The 14,063-nt window shown below is 55.4% G+C and carries 12 protein-coding genes; 4 read left to right on the top strand and 8 right to left on the bottom strand.

The genetic code is table 11. The features are described 5' to 3' along the window. Window positions 1–6 precede the first annotated feature (6 nt). The 3 genes from NST08_RS07460 to NST08_RS07450 all read right to left on the bottom strand — a co-directional run bounded on the left by NST08_RS07460 (window position 7) and on the right by NST08_RS07450 (window position 2,580). Window positions 7–639, bottom strand: coding sequence for an XTP/dITP diphosphatase (locus NST08_RS07460; protein WP_341341656.1), 633 nt, complete (start codon window positions 637–639; stop codon window positions 7–9). Window positions 640–643: 4 nt separating this feature from the next. Further along, the gene (gene rph / locus NST08_RS07455; protein ID WP_007130764.1) at window positions 644–1,402 is read right to left on the bottom strand and encodes a ribonuclease PH; all 759 of its coding nucleotides are present in this window, start codon (window positions 1,400–1,402) and stop codon (window positions 644–646) included. Window positions 1,403–1,524: 122 nt separating this feature from the next. Then, complete coding sequence (locus NST08_RS07450; protein WP_341034104.1) at window positions 1,525–2,580, bottom strand: GerMN domain-containing protein; 1,056 nt, start codon at window positions 2,578–2,580, stop codon at window positions 1,525–1,527. A gap of 216 nt (window positions 2,581–2,796) precedes the next feature. On the opposite strand from NST08_RS07450, the gene NST08_RS07445 reads away from it, so the two are divergent. Continuing rightward, window positions 2,797–3,360: a phosphatidylglycerophosphatase A family protein gene (locus tag NST08_RS07445; RefSeq protein ID WP_007130766.1), complete on the top strand. Its 564-nt coding sequence runs from the start codon at window positions 2,797–2,799 to the stop codon at window positions 3,358–3,360. Between the two features lie 447 nt (window positions 3,361–3,807). On the opposite strand, the gene NST08_RS07440 is transcribed toward NST08_RS07445, so the two are convergent. The 5 genes from NST08_RS07440 to NST08_RS07420 form a co-directional block, all read right to left on the bottom strand. Then, window positions 3,808–6,240 (bottom strand): glycogen/starch/alpha-glucan phosphorylase, encoded by a 2,433-nt coding sequence (locus tag NST08_RS07440; protein WP_341034105.1) that lies wholly within the window; start codon window positions 6,238–6,240, stop codon window positions 3,808–3,810. A gap of 251 nt (window positions 6,241–6,491) precedes the next feature. Next, window positions 6,492–7,508, bottom strand: coding sequence for an MBL fold metallo-hydrolase (locus tag NST08_RS07435; RefSeq protein WP_340901226.1), 1,017 nt, complete (start codon window positions 7,506–7,508; stop codon window positions 6,492–6,494). Between the two features lie 230 nt (window positions 7,509–7,738). Next, window positions 7,739–9,457: a proline--tRNA ligase gene (locus tag NST08_RS07430; protein ID WP_341034106.1), complete on the bottom strand. Its 1,719-nt coding sequence runs from the start codon at window positions 9,455–9,457 to the stop codon at window positions 7,739–7,741. Between the two features lie 437 nt (window positions 9,458–9,894). Beyond that, a complete protein-coding gene (locus NST08_RS07425) occupies window positions 9,895–10,200 on the bottom strand; it encodes an ArsR/SmtB family transcription factor (RefSeq protein ID WP_007130770.1) in 306 nt (101 codons plus the stop codon). Further along, window positions 10,181–11,254, bottom strand: coding sequence for a flavin-containing monooxygenase (locus NST08_RS07420; RefSeq protein ID WP_341341655.1), 1,074 nt, complete (start codon window positions 11,252–11,254; stop codon window positions 10,181–10,183). The genes NST08_RS07425 and NST08_RS07420 overlap by 20 nt, the downstream gene beginning before the upstream one ends. Window positions 11,255–11,716: 462 nt before the next feature. Between NST08_RS07420 and NST08_RS07415 the strand changes: the two genes are divergently transcribed. From NST08_RS07415 to NST08_RS07405, 3 genes are read left to right on the top strand one after another with little or no spacing between them, the layout of a single operon-like run. Next, window positions 11,717–11,968, top strand: coding sequence for a FeoA family protein (locus NST08_RS07415; RefSeq protein WP_007130772.1), 252 nt, complete (start codon window positions 11,717–11,719; stop codon window positions 11,966–11,968). Then, the gene (locus tag NST08_RS07410) at window positions 11,965–12,699 is read left to right on the top strand and encodes a FeoB small GTPase domain-containing protein (protein ID WP_210095148.1); all 735 of its coding nucleotides are present in this window, start codon (window positions 11,965–11,967) and stop codon (window positions 12,697–12,699) included. The genes NST08_RS07415 and NST08_RS07410 overlap by 4 nt, the downstream gene beginning before the upstream one ends. Next, window positions 12,662–14,047 carry a nucleoside recognition domain-containing protein gene (locus NST08_RS07405; protein ID WP_341341654.1) on the top strand — a complete coding sequence of 462 codons (1,386 nt, stop codon included), beginning with the start codon at window positions 12,662–12,664 and terminating at the stop codon, window positions 14,045–14,047. The genes NST08_RS07410 and NST08_RS07405 overlap by 38 nt, the downstream gene beginning before the upstream one ends. Window positions 14,048–14,063 lie beyond the last annotated feature (16 nt).

The following is a 14,063-nucleotide window of genomic DNA, read 5'->3' as shown; positions in this document are numbered from 1 at the left end:
CGTTCCCTACATTTCCGATTTCAGCTGGGCCACAAGCTTCGACAGCGCTTCGCCGCGATGGCTGATAGCCTGCTTCTCTTCCATGGTCAATTCCGCCATCGTCTTCTCATGGCTCGGCAGGTAGAAGAGCGGATCATAGCCGAAGCCGCCCCCACCGGCCGGCTCGGATGTAATCCAGCCGTCCACCGTTCCCTCAGCCGTAAGCTTACGTCCCGACTGCGGATCATACAATACCAGAACGCAGACGAACCGGGCCGGACTGAGCAGCGGCTGCTCCGTGTCCTCACCGAGCTTCAGCTTCTCCAGCTCGGCAAGAAGCTTCGCGTTGTTATCCTCGTCGGCGCCGTGCGTTCCGGCGTACCTGGCAGAGTACACGCCGGGCGCTCCCCCGAGCGCATCGACGCACAAACCGGAATCGTCCGCAAGCACGGGCAGCCCCAGCGCTTCGGCGACCTCTTTGGCTTTCTTGAAGGCATTCTCTTCAAACGTTGCTCCGTCCTCGACGACATCCGGCAGGTCGGGAAAGTCATACATGCTTTTTACTTCCGTGCCGAAAGCTGTGAATGCATGGGCGAATTCCTTCACTTTCCCCGCATTGCGCGTCGCTACGATAAGTGTATCTCCTAGTACGAATGCCATCGCCTTACACTCCGCTTCCCGCGTTCACCGATCCAATCTTTGCCGCGATCGGTCCAAGCGCTTCCTGTTGTCTAGCGATCAGCTCGTTGATTCCTTTTTGCCCAAGCTCCAAAATTTGGTCCAGCTCCTGTCGGGAGAACGGGCTCTCTTCCCCGGTTCCCTGAACCTCGACGAATGTTCCGCTGCCCGTCATGACCAGGTTCATATCCACCTTCGCCTTGGAGTCTTCCTCATAGTTCAGGTCAAGCAGCGCCTGTCCGCCCGCAATGCCGACGCTGACGGATGCCAGGTAATCGGTAATCGGGAATACCGCAAGCTTATGCTGCTCGGCAATTTTATTGACCGCGATGGCCAGCGCAACGAATGCACCCGTGATGGAAGTCGTCCGCGTTCCGCCGTCCGCCTGGATAACATCGCAATCCAGGGTAATCGTCCGCTCGCCAAGCGCATTCAGATTTACAACGGACCGGAGCGCACGGCCGATCAGCCGCTGAATTTCCATCGTCCGTCCGCTCAGCTTGCCGCGGTTCGCTTCCCGCTGATTGCGGGACTGCGTTGCGCGCGGCAGCATCGAATATTCGGCCGTAACCCAGCCTTTTCCCTGTCCCTTCAGGAACGGGGGAACCTTCTCGTCCACGGTAGCGGTAATCAATACCTTGGTGTCCCCCATCTCGATGTACACAGAGCCTTCCGCATATTTATTCACATGGGTTGATAAATTCATCGGGCGAAGCTCATCGCTCTTACGTCCGTTAGATCTCATTTGTTTGCCTCCTACTTCATATCGCAATCCTGATTAGCATCCCCTATTCTACCAAAGTGTTGGCATAAAAGCACCTTTTTGGACGAGAGGCAGTCCCCGTATCGTCAGCAAATGCCCGGCTCTTAAATCGATATTTCGTTAATGAATTCCGGCGCGCTTACAGGCTCGCTGTAGTTGCGGCTGTCTTCCCCGATGACCTCGGCCAGATCATTCATATGGATTTTGACCTTCGCGTCGTTCGCGTTTTCGGATACCGTCAATACGACGGCTTGAAGCAGCTCAACCGGAACCGCATCCCCTTCGACAAACATGCCGTCTTCAAGGGATACGGTCACCGAACCGTCCTCCCCTTTCTCGATAGTTTTTACCTTCGTATTGTCCGGAATGACCTCCGCCAGGCCGTCACCGTACTGCGGGCCGCGGATCAGCTCGTTCAGCGCGGCTGTTACCGCATCTTGACCGCTCGGCACGAGTCTTGTAACCGGGACATAGTACTGGATCCCGGACGGAGTAACCGAGGAGAAATATACGGTAACCGGGGAAGAAGCGGAATACACCGCATCGTCGGCCTTCTGCAGATTGATGCCCATCGAGCGGGAGAGCGGGCGGTCCAGCGGCGTTTTATTCACCGGCATTTCGGTCAAGCGTGTCCCCTCTACCCATACCTGCATCTGTTCAACACCCTCATGCCCTGTCAGCGTCCAGGTCAGCGCCTCCAAAATTTTCCGTTCATCCGAAGGCTTGTATTCGGTAAATGCCTTATTGAATTCCACAACGGCCATTTTGTTCTCCGCATCGACGGTCACATTGTTAATTACCGTTCCGGCCGGCAGTACGCCTTGGAAGCCCTGCGGAATATATCCGGTATAGCGTCCGCCGCTGACGAGTACTTCCAAAGACTCCTTTAGCTCACTCCCGGCCTCCGCCTTCGGTATGCCCAGCGTCACAGGCGCAAGCATTCCCCTGGCATCGGCAAGATATACCGTCGTCTGCATGCCGATCTCACCCTGGGCAGCCGAGGAATTCACATTCTCCAACATTTGCTTCTCCACTTGTGCAGGCGGCGGGTCAATCGCTTCGGACTGTTTGCCCGCAAACGGACCGCAGCCGGACATGATAATCGGAACAGCAAGCAGCCCGGCGGCCGAAAGCCTGCGAAGATTACGTTTACTGGTCATGTATTGTTCCTCCCCTAACATTTTTAGTACAGGTTGTACTCCTATGTATACGAGCCCTTTCCAAAAAAATACCGTCCAGTTTCCCCTTTCTGGACAAAGGGGTTCCTAAAAAGTACAATCGTCTTTAAGCGCGAGATCAAAAAGTCAAAAGACGGCTTTTTGAACAACCTCTATAAGCAGCTTTTACCAAACTACGAAAATGAGGTGATATCCATCATGGCTGAAATGGATGCAAACATCCCGTATAGTCTCAACAGCAAAAAGGTAGCGGAAGCAACCCGAAGCCTGCTTAAGGAACGAGGAGTCAAGGTGGAGGAAATCGCCGAGCTGGTGATGATCCTTCAGAAGAAATATTATCCGAATTTGACGATGGAGGAATGCATGCAGAACGTCGACGCGGTTCTAAGCAAGCGCGAGGTCCAGAATGCGGTGCTGACCGGAATCCAGCTGGACAAGCTGGCGGAGGAAGGGAAGCTTATTTCTCCCCTTCAGGAGATGCTGGCCAATGATGAAGGGCTGTATGGCGTAGACGAGGTTCTGGCCTTCTCCATTGTTAACGTGTACGGCAGCATCGGCTTTACGAACTACGGATACATCGACAAGCTGAAGCCCGGCGTCCTTGAACGGCTTAACGACAAAACGGACGGAGACGTCCATACCTTCCTGGACGATATCGTCGGGGCTGTTGCCGCGGCGGCCAGCAGCCGGATCGCCCACCGCAAGCAGGCGGAACGGGAGCTTGAATTGTATGGGACGACCGAAGAACTGCCGAAGGATTAGTGCAATTAAACCTCCTCTGGCGGACGCTACTTTCAACATATGAAGTAAAGCAAGCAGGCCCGCTTCTGAAAGCGAGCCTGCTTGCTGCTTTTAACGCGAAAGACGCTGCAAGAATACAATCTTTACAGAAAAGAACCGTCAAAACGTTCCTCATTTCAAAGAGTTATAGACGAATGGGATAGGTCACAGAAGCTCTGCAACGTCCTCTGCAGCCGGGTTTCTTCTATAATATAGGGTCTCGCACATTCCGAAATAATCGGGCCTTAATTTCGTCCACACCGGTAAATCTATCTAGTCATTCTTCAAACCTCGAACATATCCTATGATGAGAACGATTCAATAGAGCACCTGTTGCTGCCCCCCGTTATCCTGTAACGGGGCTTTTTTTCGTAGGATTATAGATTTATTACTCCGTGCGATCCCGCTCCATTCCGGAAGCCGGACGTCCTATCCCTTCTTCACTGGGAGCACCCGCCATATCTCGGAGGCATACCGGGCAATGGTGCAGTCACTGGAGAAGCGGCCCGAATGTGCGATATTGACAATAGCGCTCTCAGCCCATCTTCTTGGATTGACATAGGCTTTTTCAACAGCTGCCTGTGCCGTGACATAGGCATGAAAATCCTTCAGCACGAAATATTCGTCATTATGATCGAGCAGCGCCTGGAGAATGCGGCCAAATGGCCGGCCGTGACGGCTGAAGGGACTCGGGTAAGCCAGTTGATCCAGCACGCGGGCGATACGGGCATCCTGATCATAACAGGCTCTTGCAAAATACCCGCCGGATCGGGACAGCTCAAGCACCTCCTCGGCTCGCAGCCCGAACAGAAACATATGCTCCTCCCCGATCATCCGGTACATCTCCACATTGGCCCCGTCCAGCGTTCCAATCGTCAACGCCCCGTTCATCATGAATTTCATGTTCCCCGTTCCGGAGGCCTCTTTCCCCGCGGTCGATATTTGTTCACTGACATCGGCAGCCGGAATGACCTTCTCGGCAAGGGAAACGGAATAATTTTCGAGAAAGAGCACCCGCAGCTTCTCATTCACCTCCGGATCCCGATTGATGACATCGGCCACCGCATGGATCAGCTGGATAATGCTTTTCGCCAAATCGTATCCCGGCGCAGCCTTCGCTCCGAATATAACCGTACGCGGAACACGAGGAACCGTCGGCCGCTCCTTCATCTCATTGTAATCATGCATCACCCTCAAAATGTTTAACAGCTGCCTCTTGTAACCGTGAAGCCGCTTGACATGAACATCGAACAAGGAATCCGGATCCACCCGGACGCCTTGCCTGGCTGCAATAAAGTCCGCGAGCCGCCGTTTATTGTCCTGCTTAATCCGCATGAGCCGTTCCTGGAAGGCGGCATCCCGCTTATAGGCTTCCAGCTCCCGCAGGGCTAAGGGATCGTTGATCCACTCCGTGCCGATCGCGGAGCTGATGAGCCGCGTTAGTCCCGGATTGCTGTGAATCAGCCAGCGCCGATGAGTAATGCCGTTCGTCTTATTGCTGAATCGCTCGGGGTACAGCTCGTAGTGATGCTTCATGACATCCGTCTTCAGCAGCTCGGTATGCAGCCCGGCGACGCCGTTAATATGATAGCTGCCCCAAGCCGCTAAATTTGCCATTCGGATCTGATCCCCTTCGATGATCGCCAGCTCCGATATCCGCTCCATCTGCTGGGGATATCGGGCCAGCAGCATACCGCAGAAGCGCTTGTTCATCTCCTCAATGATCATATAAATGCGGGGCAGCAATTCCCGGACCATCCCCGCCGGCCATTTCTCGAGAGCTTCGCTCATCAGCGTATGGTTCGTGTAAGATACCGTCCGATGGGCCACTTCCCAGGCTTCATCCCAGCCAAGTCCCTTGTCGTCGATGAGAATTCGGATCAGCTCGGGGATTACGAGCGTAGGGTGTGTGTCGTTAATGTGAATGGCGGCATGCTCCGGCAGCTCCCTGTACGGAAGTCCAAGCTTATCAAATGTTCGAAGAATGCTCTGAACGCCTGCACTGCATAGAAAATATTGCTGTTTCAAACGCAGCAGCTTGCCCTCGTAGGATTTATCGTCCGGGTACAGAAACTCCGAAATCGACTCCACCTGACGGGCGTATTCCAGATACCGGTAATACCCGCTTTGATGGCTCAGGCGAATGGCTGCGGAATCGACGGTCGCTTCGGCGCTCCACAGCCGCAATGTATTCACTTGCGACTCGCCGTAACCGATCACCGGCATATCGTACGGCACAGCCAATATTCGCTCATCCTCCACGGTATCAAACACCGTTTTGCCATCACGCTCCGAAATCTCCACACGACCCCAGAAGGAAATCTCCACCGCTTTATCCGCTCGCCGCTCCTCCCACACGTTTCCATCCCGAAGCCAATTATCGGGCAGCTCCACCTGCTCGCCGTCCATAATACGCTGCTCGAACAGCCCGTATCGGTACCGGATGCCGCAGCCGTGTCCCGCATAGCTTAACGAGGCGAGCGAGTCCAGGAAGCATGCGGCCAGCCTTCCGAGCCCCCCGTTGCCGAGACCGGCATCCGGCTCCTGTTCCTCAAGCTCCTCAAGCTCCCAGCCGAGCTCCTTCAGCCCGCTGCGGACGATGTCCAGCAGTCCGAGATTGAGCAGATTGGCGCCCAGCAGACGGCCGATCAGAAATTCCATCGAAAAATAATACACCTGCTTCTGCTTCGTATCCCGGTACGTCCGATTTGAAGCTGCCCACTGGCTTCCGACGAATTCGCGAATCATGCCGCCGAGAATTTTGTAGGCATCCTCGGCTGTAGCCTCTTCAAGCCCTTTTCCCAAACGGCTTACCAATAGCTCTGTAAAGACCTGTTTGAACGCTTCCTTGTTGTTAAACAAATGAAATCCTCCTGACGGATCCGTAATCAATACAATGCGGAAGGCTTATGCAATTGCGGCGACCGTACCTATATATATGCGTGTATATGCGGAGTAAGCCTAACTCTGACTGATAAACCCCGCGAGCAAGGGAATTTTCAGAGCAATGGAATATTTGCCGCCAGAACATGAATAACCGCCCTGTCTACGACAGCTTGAGCAACAGTCGTAAACGGGCGGTCTTGGCAAACGGACACGTTAATCGCTCTGGATCAGGGGCGCTTCCGCACAGCGAAATAGCTTGTGCCATCCCCTGCATCCAGCTGCTCCGCGTGGCCGCGGGATACGAGCTCGGCAAGATGGGCAAGCGCTTCGCACATGGCGAAGCGCAGCTGATGGATGCCGAGCTTATCGCCGAAGAGGGCGGTGCATACCTCGAAGGCGGTGAGTCGCCCGGCAGCGCCAAGCATGCCGGCGATGTCACTCAGCCGCTCCTCATGGTGAAGGAGGAGCGCATCAATCCGTTCACGGAAATGCGTGAACGGGTGACGGTGTCCGGGATACGCCGTCCGGACATGCAGTTCCCGCAGGCAGCGCAGCCCTGCAAGGAACGAAGCCAGCGGCCGGGGATCGCTTCCCGGCAGCAGGCTCACGTTAGGCGATATTTGCGGGAGCACGGCATCGCCGCATAACAGGGACCCGCTGTCTTCGTGGAAGAATGAGAGGTGGCCCGGCGCATGACCGGCCGTCTCGATCGGCAGCCATAAGCGGCCTCCCATGCGCAGCGGCACCCCTTTATGAAGAAAAGACACCTTCGGCTGGGGGGTCACCTGGGGAAAGAAGCTGTTCAAATGCCCCGGCAGCTCCGCAAGCCTCGCCTCCGGCATGCCGTGACGGCGGAAATACGCAGGGAGCACCCGATCCATGCTCGAGTTCGTCCCCCACATCAGCCCGGCCTCCTCATGGGCCCGCTGCGACATCCACACGTCAGCCCCGGACCGTTCTTGGAACCAGCCGGCCAATCCGTAATGATCGGGGTGATGATGGGTCAGCACCACGCTAGCGATGTCCCCGAAGCCGATACTCAGACTGGAGAGGGCGTTCAGCCACTCCTGCTCCGAGTCAGCCGTACGCGGGCCCGGGTCCAGGATGGTAACCCCTTCTTCCCCCTGCAGTACGTAGCTGTTCACCCAGCGAAGCGGATTGGCCAGCGTAATTTTGACTTGAATCAGCTCGTGCTCATCCAAACGGCAAATATCCGGATGGTCTCCCTTGCGATTGTTATTCATACAGATAAAAAACCTCCATCGGTCTGTCGCTTCGACTCCTATCCCTACCATCATAAGCCCGTTCCCAACATGGACACAAGCTTGGGCTTACCATCGCATGAACCCAAGCAATTTAAAGGTGCGCTTCCCTTGATCGTCTCGGCCCGCTGAAGGATACGGGCCGATGTGCAGCCACGCAATTTGAATCATCTGATGTACATCTATTTGCTGTCAGGGATTGGAGATCAGCTTTACCTGCTGGAGGCAGCAGTCTCCCTTGCCCGGCGAACGGCCTCATCCGCCTTCAATGGAAGCTTAATCCCGTCCTCGCCCATCCACTCCACCTCGCCGGAGGCGGCCCCGCGGCCAATGATCAACCGCAGCGGCGCGCCTGCCAGATCGGCATCCTTGAACTTGACGCCGGCCCGCTCATCGCGGTCATCCAGCAGCGGTTCAAGACCGGCGTTTGCAAGCTCATGGTACAGCTGTTCGGCGAGACGCATCTGGGCTTCATCCTTGACCGCTATCGGGATAATGTGCACCTTAAACGGAGCGATCGCCATCGGCCAGACGAGCCGTCCGCCGGAAATGCGCTGCTCGGCGACCGCTGCCATGACGCGGGACACGCCGATTCCGTAGCAGCCCATAATCAGCGGCTTCTGTCTCCCGTCCGCGTCCAGGAACATCGCGTTCATGGACGCGCTGTATTTGGTGCCAAGCTTGAAGACATGCCCGAGCTCGATGCCGCGATGAAACTGCAGCCGTCCGCCGCAGCGGGGACACGCATCCCCCTCGGTCGCATTGCGGAAATCGCCAGTATGCGCAAGCGGAAAATCCCGGCCGGGACGGACGCCCGTAAGATGGGCATCGGCTTGATTGGCACCCGTGACTCCCTCGGAAATTGCGGCAACGTCACGGTCGACCAACAGCTTCAGCGATAGCCCGACAGGGCCGGCATATCCGATCGGAGCTCCCGTAGCCTCCGCCACCTCTTCTGCGCCTGCCAGCTCCACGCTCTCGGCCTTTAGGTATCCCTTCACTTTTAGCTCATTCACTTCCCTGTCGCCTCGGACGAGCACCCCGACCAGTTCATCGTCGGCTCGGTAGATCAACGTCTTGATCACCTGTTCAGGGGCGATCCCCATAAAAGCGGTGAGCTCCGCGATCGTCCGAACGTTCGGCGTCCGAACCAGCACCGGTTTCAAAGCGTTCCGGCCCTCAATCTCCGCGTCAGGGGCATTCGCGGGATACTTCATCTCAGCCCGCTCCAGATTGGCGGCATAGCTGCATACGCTGCAGGAGACGATGGTATCCTCCCCGATATCGGCAAGCGCCATAAATTCATGGGTCTCCCCTTGTCCGCCCATCGCCCCCGTATCGGCTTCAACCGCCCGGAACTTCAGGCCGCAGCGCTTGAAGATGCGCTCATACGTTTCGTACATGATCCGGTACGATCGATCGAGGCCTTCCCAGTCCTTGTCGAAGGAATATGCGTCCTTCATCAAGAATTCCCGTCCCCGAAGCAGGCCGAATCGCGGCCGGCGCTCGTCGCGGTATTTCGTCTGAATCTGGTATAAATTCACCGGAAGCGAGCGGTACGAAGCGATTTCCTGGCGCACGATCGAGGTGATGACCTCCTCATGCGTCGGTCCGAGTACAAACTCGCGTTCATGGCGATCATGCAGCCGGATCAGCTCCGGCCCGTACACACCGTATCTTCCCGATTCCCGCCACAGCTCGGCCGGCTGCATCGCGGGCATCAGCAGCTCCTGCGCGCCGAAGGCATCCATCTCCTGGCGCACGATCTCTTCAATGTTGCGCAGCACGCGCCGCCCAAGCGGCAGATAGGAATATATCCCTGCCGCGTTTTGACGGATATAACCTCCGCGCAGCATCCATTGGTGGCTCAGCGCCTCCGCCTCGGACGGCACGTCGCGCTTCGTGTTCATGAGCAGTCGGCTTTGCCGCATGTCCATCATCCTCCTTTATTTCGTAGCGTTCGTGAACGAATACCTGATAGGGCCCGACCAACAGCGGCAGCCAGGGCTGAATCGATCGGGCAAATATAAAAAAGCACATTCATCCCAAAGGGACGAATGTGCTCGTGGTACCACCCTAATTCAACCTTCCGAAATAGCCAAAGAGCGGTCTCGGAAAGATCCTTATCCTCGGCTGTAACGGGCCGTGCCGGCACCGGCTTGCTTGCACAAGGCCAGGGCAACTGCAAGGTAGGAAGCACGCAGCCTTGCGAGCGAAGCCTTTCAGCCGTGGGCCTCTTCTCTGTCTCGCCGGATCCTGCGGACTCATGTCCTTGGTCATCGTTATTTTCGCGAACATTTATTTCCCAATACATTACAGCCAAGTCGCCTGTCATGTCAAGCAGGTTAAGCTTTCAGTTCAAGCTTCCTTAATGAGCAAGGTGGTCCAGCACCTGGCGCAGAATGCCGATGACATGCTCATCCTCATATGTATAGTAATACGTGTTGCCGTCTCTCCGGTATTTGACCAGCCGCAAGCTTCGAAGATAGCTTAGCTGGTGGGATACCGCAGACTGGCTCATGCCGAGCACCTCGGCGATATGACCCACGGGGCATTCCTCTTGGGACAGCAGATGCAGAATCCGGATCCGCGTCGGATCCGATATCGCTTTAAGCAGCCGGGACGCTTCCATCGCCTGCTCCTCATGTAGAAGCTCATGGTGTTCCTTTTCCATTCCTTATCCCCTCTTTCTGAATCATCATCGCTCGCACAACCTCGCGGGCGTCCCGGCCGACACCGGCCAGCAGTGATGAGCCGCGGTGCGTTTGCCAAGGCAATCCGACATAATACAATCCCTCGATCGGACCGACGCCGCGCGTATGGACAACCTTCCGGTTGGCATCCAGCGCCCCATCCACCTGCAGCCAGCCGTATGATGTAACGTAGCCTGTCGCCCAAACGATGTTCCGGACCGTCAGCCGGGAGCCATCGGCGAATTGAATGCCGGCAGCCCCGGCATGGACGGCTCTCGTTTTTAACACCACTTTACCGCACTTCACCGCTTGTTTCAATTCATAGCCGAAGATCGGATCTCTTTGACGTCGTAATCGTTGTCCTGCCCAAGAAGATGAATCGGCTCTCAAAATGCCCGCGAGATCCAGCCACCAGAACAGGCTGCGGCCGAAAAGCGACATAGGCAAGTACCGCGGCTGCTCAGCCAGTGCCAGGTAAGTTTCACGGGTATCGGCCAGCTCCGCCGCAATCTGGGCTCCGCTGTTGCCGCCGCCAACGACGAGCACCGGCCCGTCTTGAAGCTGGGAAGGCTCTTGATAGGCAGAGGAGTGGAGCTGCATAATGTCCCTCGGCAGATGTGAAGCAAAATCGGGAACTCTCGGCTGCTGGAACGGGCCCGTCGCCACAATCAGCGCACGTGATTGGAATACTTCACGCTCGGTATGGATCAGGAAGGTCCCTTCCTCCTTCCGGACAGCGACCACTTCGCTCCCGAACCGAATCGGCAGCTCGAACTTCGCGGCGTATTTTTTCAAATAAGCAGCCATCTCTTGTTTGTTCGGGAAGCCGATGGGATCCCCTTCAAGCTTCAACCCGGGGAGAGCGCTGTGGGTTCGCGGGGTGAACAGCTTCAACGACTTGTAACGCGAACTCCACATTTCTCCCGCCTCCCTCCCCCGGTCCAATATGAGAAAATGCTGCCCTTCCCGCTTCAGCCAATACCCTGCCGCCATTCCAGCCTGTCCTGCCCCTATAACGATCGAATCATAAATCATGTCCGGTTCACCTCATCTTTAAAATGTAATCTTATCCCTGATCGTATGAATATTTATATGAATAATTGCTCATATATAGATATATCATGGATCATCATTCCCCGCAATCCCAATCCACTATTACTAGTCCATAATGACGCCAGGTCTATAATGTCGGGTCCACCATAATACCAGTCCGTCGTAATGCCAGGTCCACCATGATGCCAATCCATCATGATCCCAATTCTGCATTAGAAACGTCATATAATCTAATCGTCAAGCCGTCCTCTTCCGTGGCAACCGACCAACGATCCAGCAAAAGAGGAAGTATGGGTGATCCGGCAATATCCGAATCGGAATCTGAATAGAAAAAATTTCTTCTGCCAGTTGACAATAGAGCGAATCGGTCATACTATAGGCGTAAAGTTGCTTTAAGGAAACAATATATGCTCGGACCAATTTAATAGGGAGAGGTTAAACTTTATGGACGAGACTAATATTTTGCAGCATTTGCATCAGGCGTCTCTCGGGGAACGTTTCCTGATTGAGCGAGTCGATATACAGGGTGAGCTTAAACGCAGGCTTCTGGACCTGGGCTTTGTTCCGGGGGCCGTCATTGAAGTGCTGAAGGCGAGTCCGCTGGGAGATCCCATCTCTTATAGAGTAGCTGGTACGGTCATCGCATTGAGACAAGAGGAGAGTCAGTTAATCTGGGGCAAGGTGATGCCGTCATGAGAACTTATACGATTGCACTGGCCGGGAATCCGAATACGGGAAAAAGCACGCTGTTCAACGCTCTCACCGGCCTCAAGCAGCATACCGGCAACTGGTCGGGCAAGACGGTAAGCTTGGCCAGCGGCTATTACGAATACAAGAATTCCCGTTTCCGGTTCATCGATCTGCCGGGAACGTATTCCCTGTTCTCCAACTCTGCGGACGAAGAGGTAGCCCGCGATTACATCGTCTTTGAGAAACCGGACGTGACGCTGCTGGTGCTGGACTCGACGGCGCTGGAACGCAGCCTGAATTTGGCGCTTCAAGTGCTTGAAATGACGGACCGGGTGATCGTCTGCCTCAATCTGATGGATGAGGCGAAGAAGAAAGGCATTAAGGTTGATGCAGGCAAGCTTGCGCAAAAACTCGGCGTTCCGGTTATCCCGATATCCGCCAGAAACAATGAAGGCCTGGATACGCTGTCCGAGCAGCTGCTTCTCATGTGCACAGGAAGCATTCGAACGACTCCTTACCGCATGAAATATAACGAACGGCTGGAGGAGGAGATCGCCAAGCTTGAGACGGAGCTGAAGCTGATCGTTGGCGATGAATATCCGGCAAGATGGCTGGCAATCCGTCTTCTTGACGGGGACCGGAAACTGATCGACACATTGAAACAGAAACTTGCCGCTTCGGATAGAGGGGGAATGATTTATGGAGCAGCTAAAGCGCTTGGAAGCACTAACCGGTAGCATTCCTGCCGACCAGGTGGATGACGTCCGGGAGTCGATCGTCGGGGAATTGTTCAAAAAATCCAGAGAGCTGTGCGCCGAAGCGGTCACCGTCACGGATCGCGAACGATTGTACCGTTCGGAGCGCCTGGACCGGATATTCACCTCCAAGCTGTGGGGGTTCCCGATCATGCTGGCCATGCTCGGCGTTATATTTTACCTGACGATTGCCGGAGCCAATGTCCCCTCCTCCATGCTGTCAAGCTTCTTCGGCTGGATTGAAGGCTATCTGACGGCGGCATTCGAAGCGGTTCACGCTCCGGATTGGCTGCATGGGATATTGATCCTTGGATTGTTCCGCGGCACCGCCTGGGTCATCAGTGTCATGCTGCCGCCGATGGCGATTTTCTTTCCGGTGTTTGCCCTGCTCGAGAACTACGGATATTTGCCTAGGGTTGCCTTCAATCTCGACCGCCTGTTCAAAAAATCAGGCGCTCACGGCAAGCAATCCCTCACCATGGCCATGGGGTTCGGCTGCAATGCCGCAGCGATTATGTCAACCCGGATTATCGAATCGCCGCGCGAGCGGATGCTGGCCATCCTGACCAATAACTTCGTGCCATGCAACGGACGCTGGCCGACGCTCATTCTGCTGGCTTCCCTGTTTATGGCTGCAGGTTTTTCAGGGGGCTTGCAGACGCTCGTAACCGCATCGGTTGTTATGGGCATGGTTCTCTTGGGGATCGTTGTTACGCTGACGGTGTCTTGGACCTTGTCCAAAACGGCGCTCAAAGGCGTTCCTTCCCACTATACCCTGGAGCTGCCGCCCTACAGGAAGCCGAAAATACTGAATACCATTCTGCGGGCAACGCTCGACAAGACGATCTATGTTCTGCGCCGAGCCGTTATCGTTGCCGCGCCGGCAGGCGTGCTCACCTGGATTCTGGCGAATATTTATATCGGGGATACGAGCATTCTGCTTCACTTCGTCCAATTCCTGGATCCGTTCGCCAAGGCGCTCGGATTGGACGGCTTCATTCTGATGGCGTTTATCATCGGACTGCCCGCGAACGAGATCGTGCTGCCGATCCTCCTAATGGGGTACTTGGCAACCGGGTCGCTGACCGAGGTGGAGAACATGTTTGCTTTGAAGCAGATTTTCGTGGATCAAGGCTGGACCTGGCTGACGGCGCTGAATATGATGCTGTTCTCCCTGCTTCACTATCCGTGCGGCACGACCTTGTTCAATATTTGGAAGGAAACGAAAAGCTTCAAGTGGACCTTCCTGTCCTTTGCCATTCCGACGGCCATTGCGATTCTAGTTACATTTATTGTCGCCCAAGCCGCGCGAGCGCTCGGGTGGGTCTGATACACCAAATCTGTCA

It is taken from the genome of Paenibacillus sp. FSL K6-1566 (genome assembly GCF_038050475.1).
Taxonomy (GTDB): domain Bacteria; phylum Bacillota; class Bacilli; order Paenibacillales; family Paenibacillaceae; genus Paenibacillus_AQ; species Paenibacillus_AQ lactis.
The sequence above is the reverse complement of the archived record's forward strand: the minus strand, read 5'-3'. Positions and strand labels throughout refer to the sequence as shown.

Bases quoted from the DNA above. Each gene is read 5' to 3' on its own strand.
- NST08_RS07435 (WP_340901226.1), bottom strand. From the start codon at position 7,508: ATGAATAACAATCGCAAGGGAGACCATCCGGATATTTGCCGTTTGGAT.
- NST08_RS07450 (WP_341034104.1), bottom strand. From the start codon at position 2,580: ATGACCAGTAAACGTAATCTTCGCAGGCTTTCGGCCGCCGGGCTGCTT.
- NST08_RS07425 (WP_007130770.1), bottom strand. From the start codon at position 10,200: ATGGAAAAGGAACACCATGAGCTTCTACATGAGGAGCAGGCGATGGAA.
- NST08_RS07445 (WP_007130766.1), top strand. From the start codon at position 2,797: ATGGCTGAAATGGATGCAAACATCCCGTATAGTCTCAACAGCAAAAAG.
- NST08_RS07415 (WP_007130772.1), top strand. From the start codon at position 11,717: ATGGACGAGACTAATATTTTGCAGCATTTGCATCAGGCGTCTCTCGGG.
- NST08_RS07405 (WP_341341654.1), top strand. From the start codon at position 12,662: ATGGAGCAGCTAAAGCGCTTGGAAGCACTAACCGGTAGCATTCCTGCC.
- NST08_RS07430 (WP_341034106.1), bottom strand. From the start codon at position 9,457: ATGCGGCAAAGCCGACTGCTCATGAACACGAAGCGCGACGTGCCGTCC.
- NST08_RS07420 (WP_341341655.1), bottom strand. From the start codon at position 11,254: ATGATTTATGATTCGATCGTTATAGGGGCAGGACAGGCTGGAATGGCG.
- NST08_RS07460 (WP_341341656.1), bottom strand. From the start codon at position 639: ATGGCATTCGTACTAGGAGATACACTTATCGTAGCGACGCGCAATGCG.
- NST08_RS07410 (WP_210095148.1), top strand. From the start codon at position 11,965: ATGAGAACTTATACGATTGCACTGGCCGGGAATCCGAATACGGGAAAA.
- rph (WP_007130764.1), bottom strand. From the start codon at position 1,402: ATGAGATCTAACGGACGTAAGAGCGATGAGCTTCGCCCGATGAATTTA.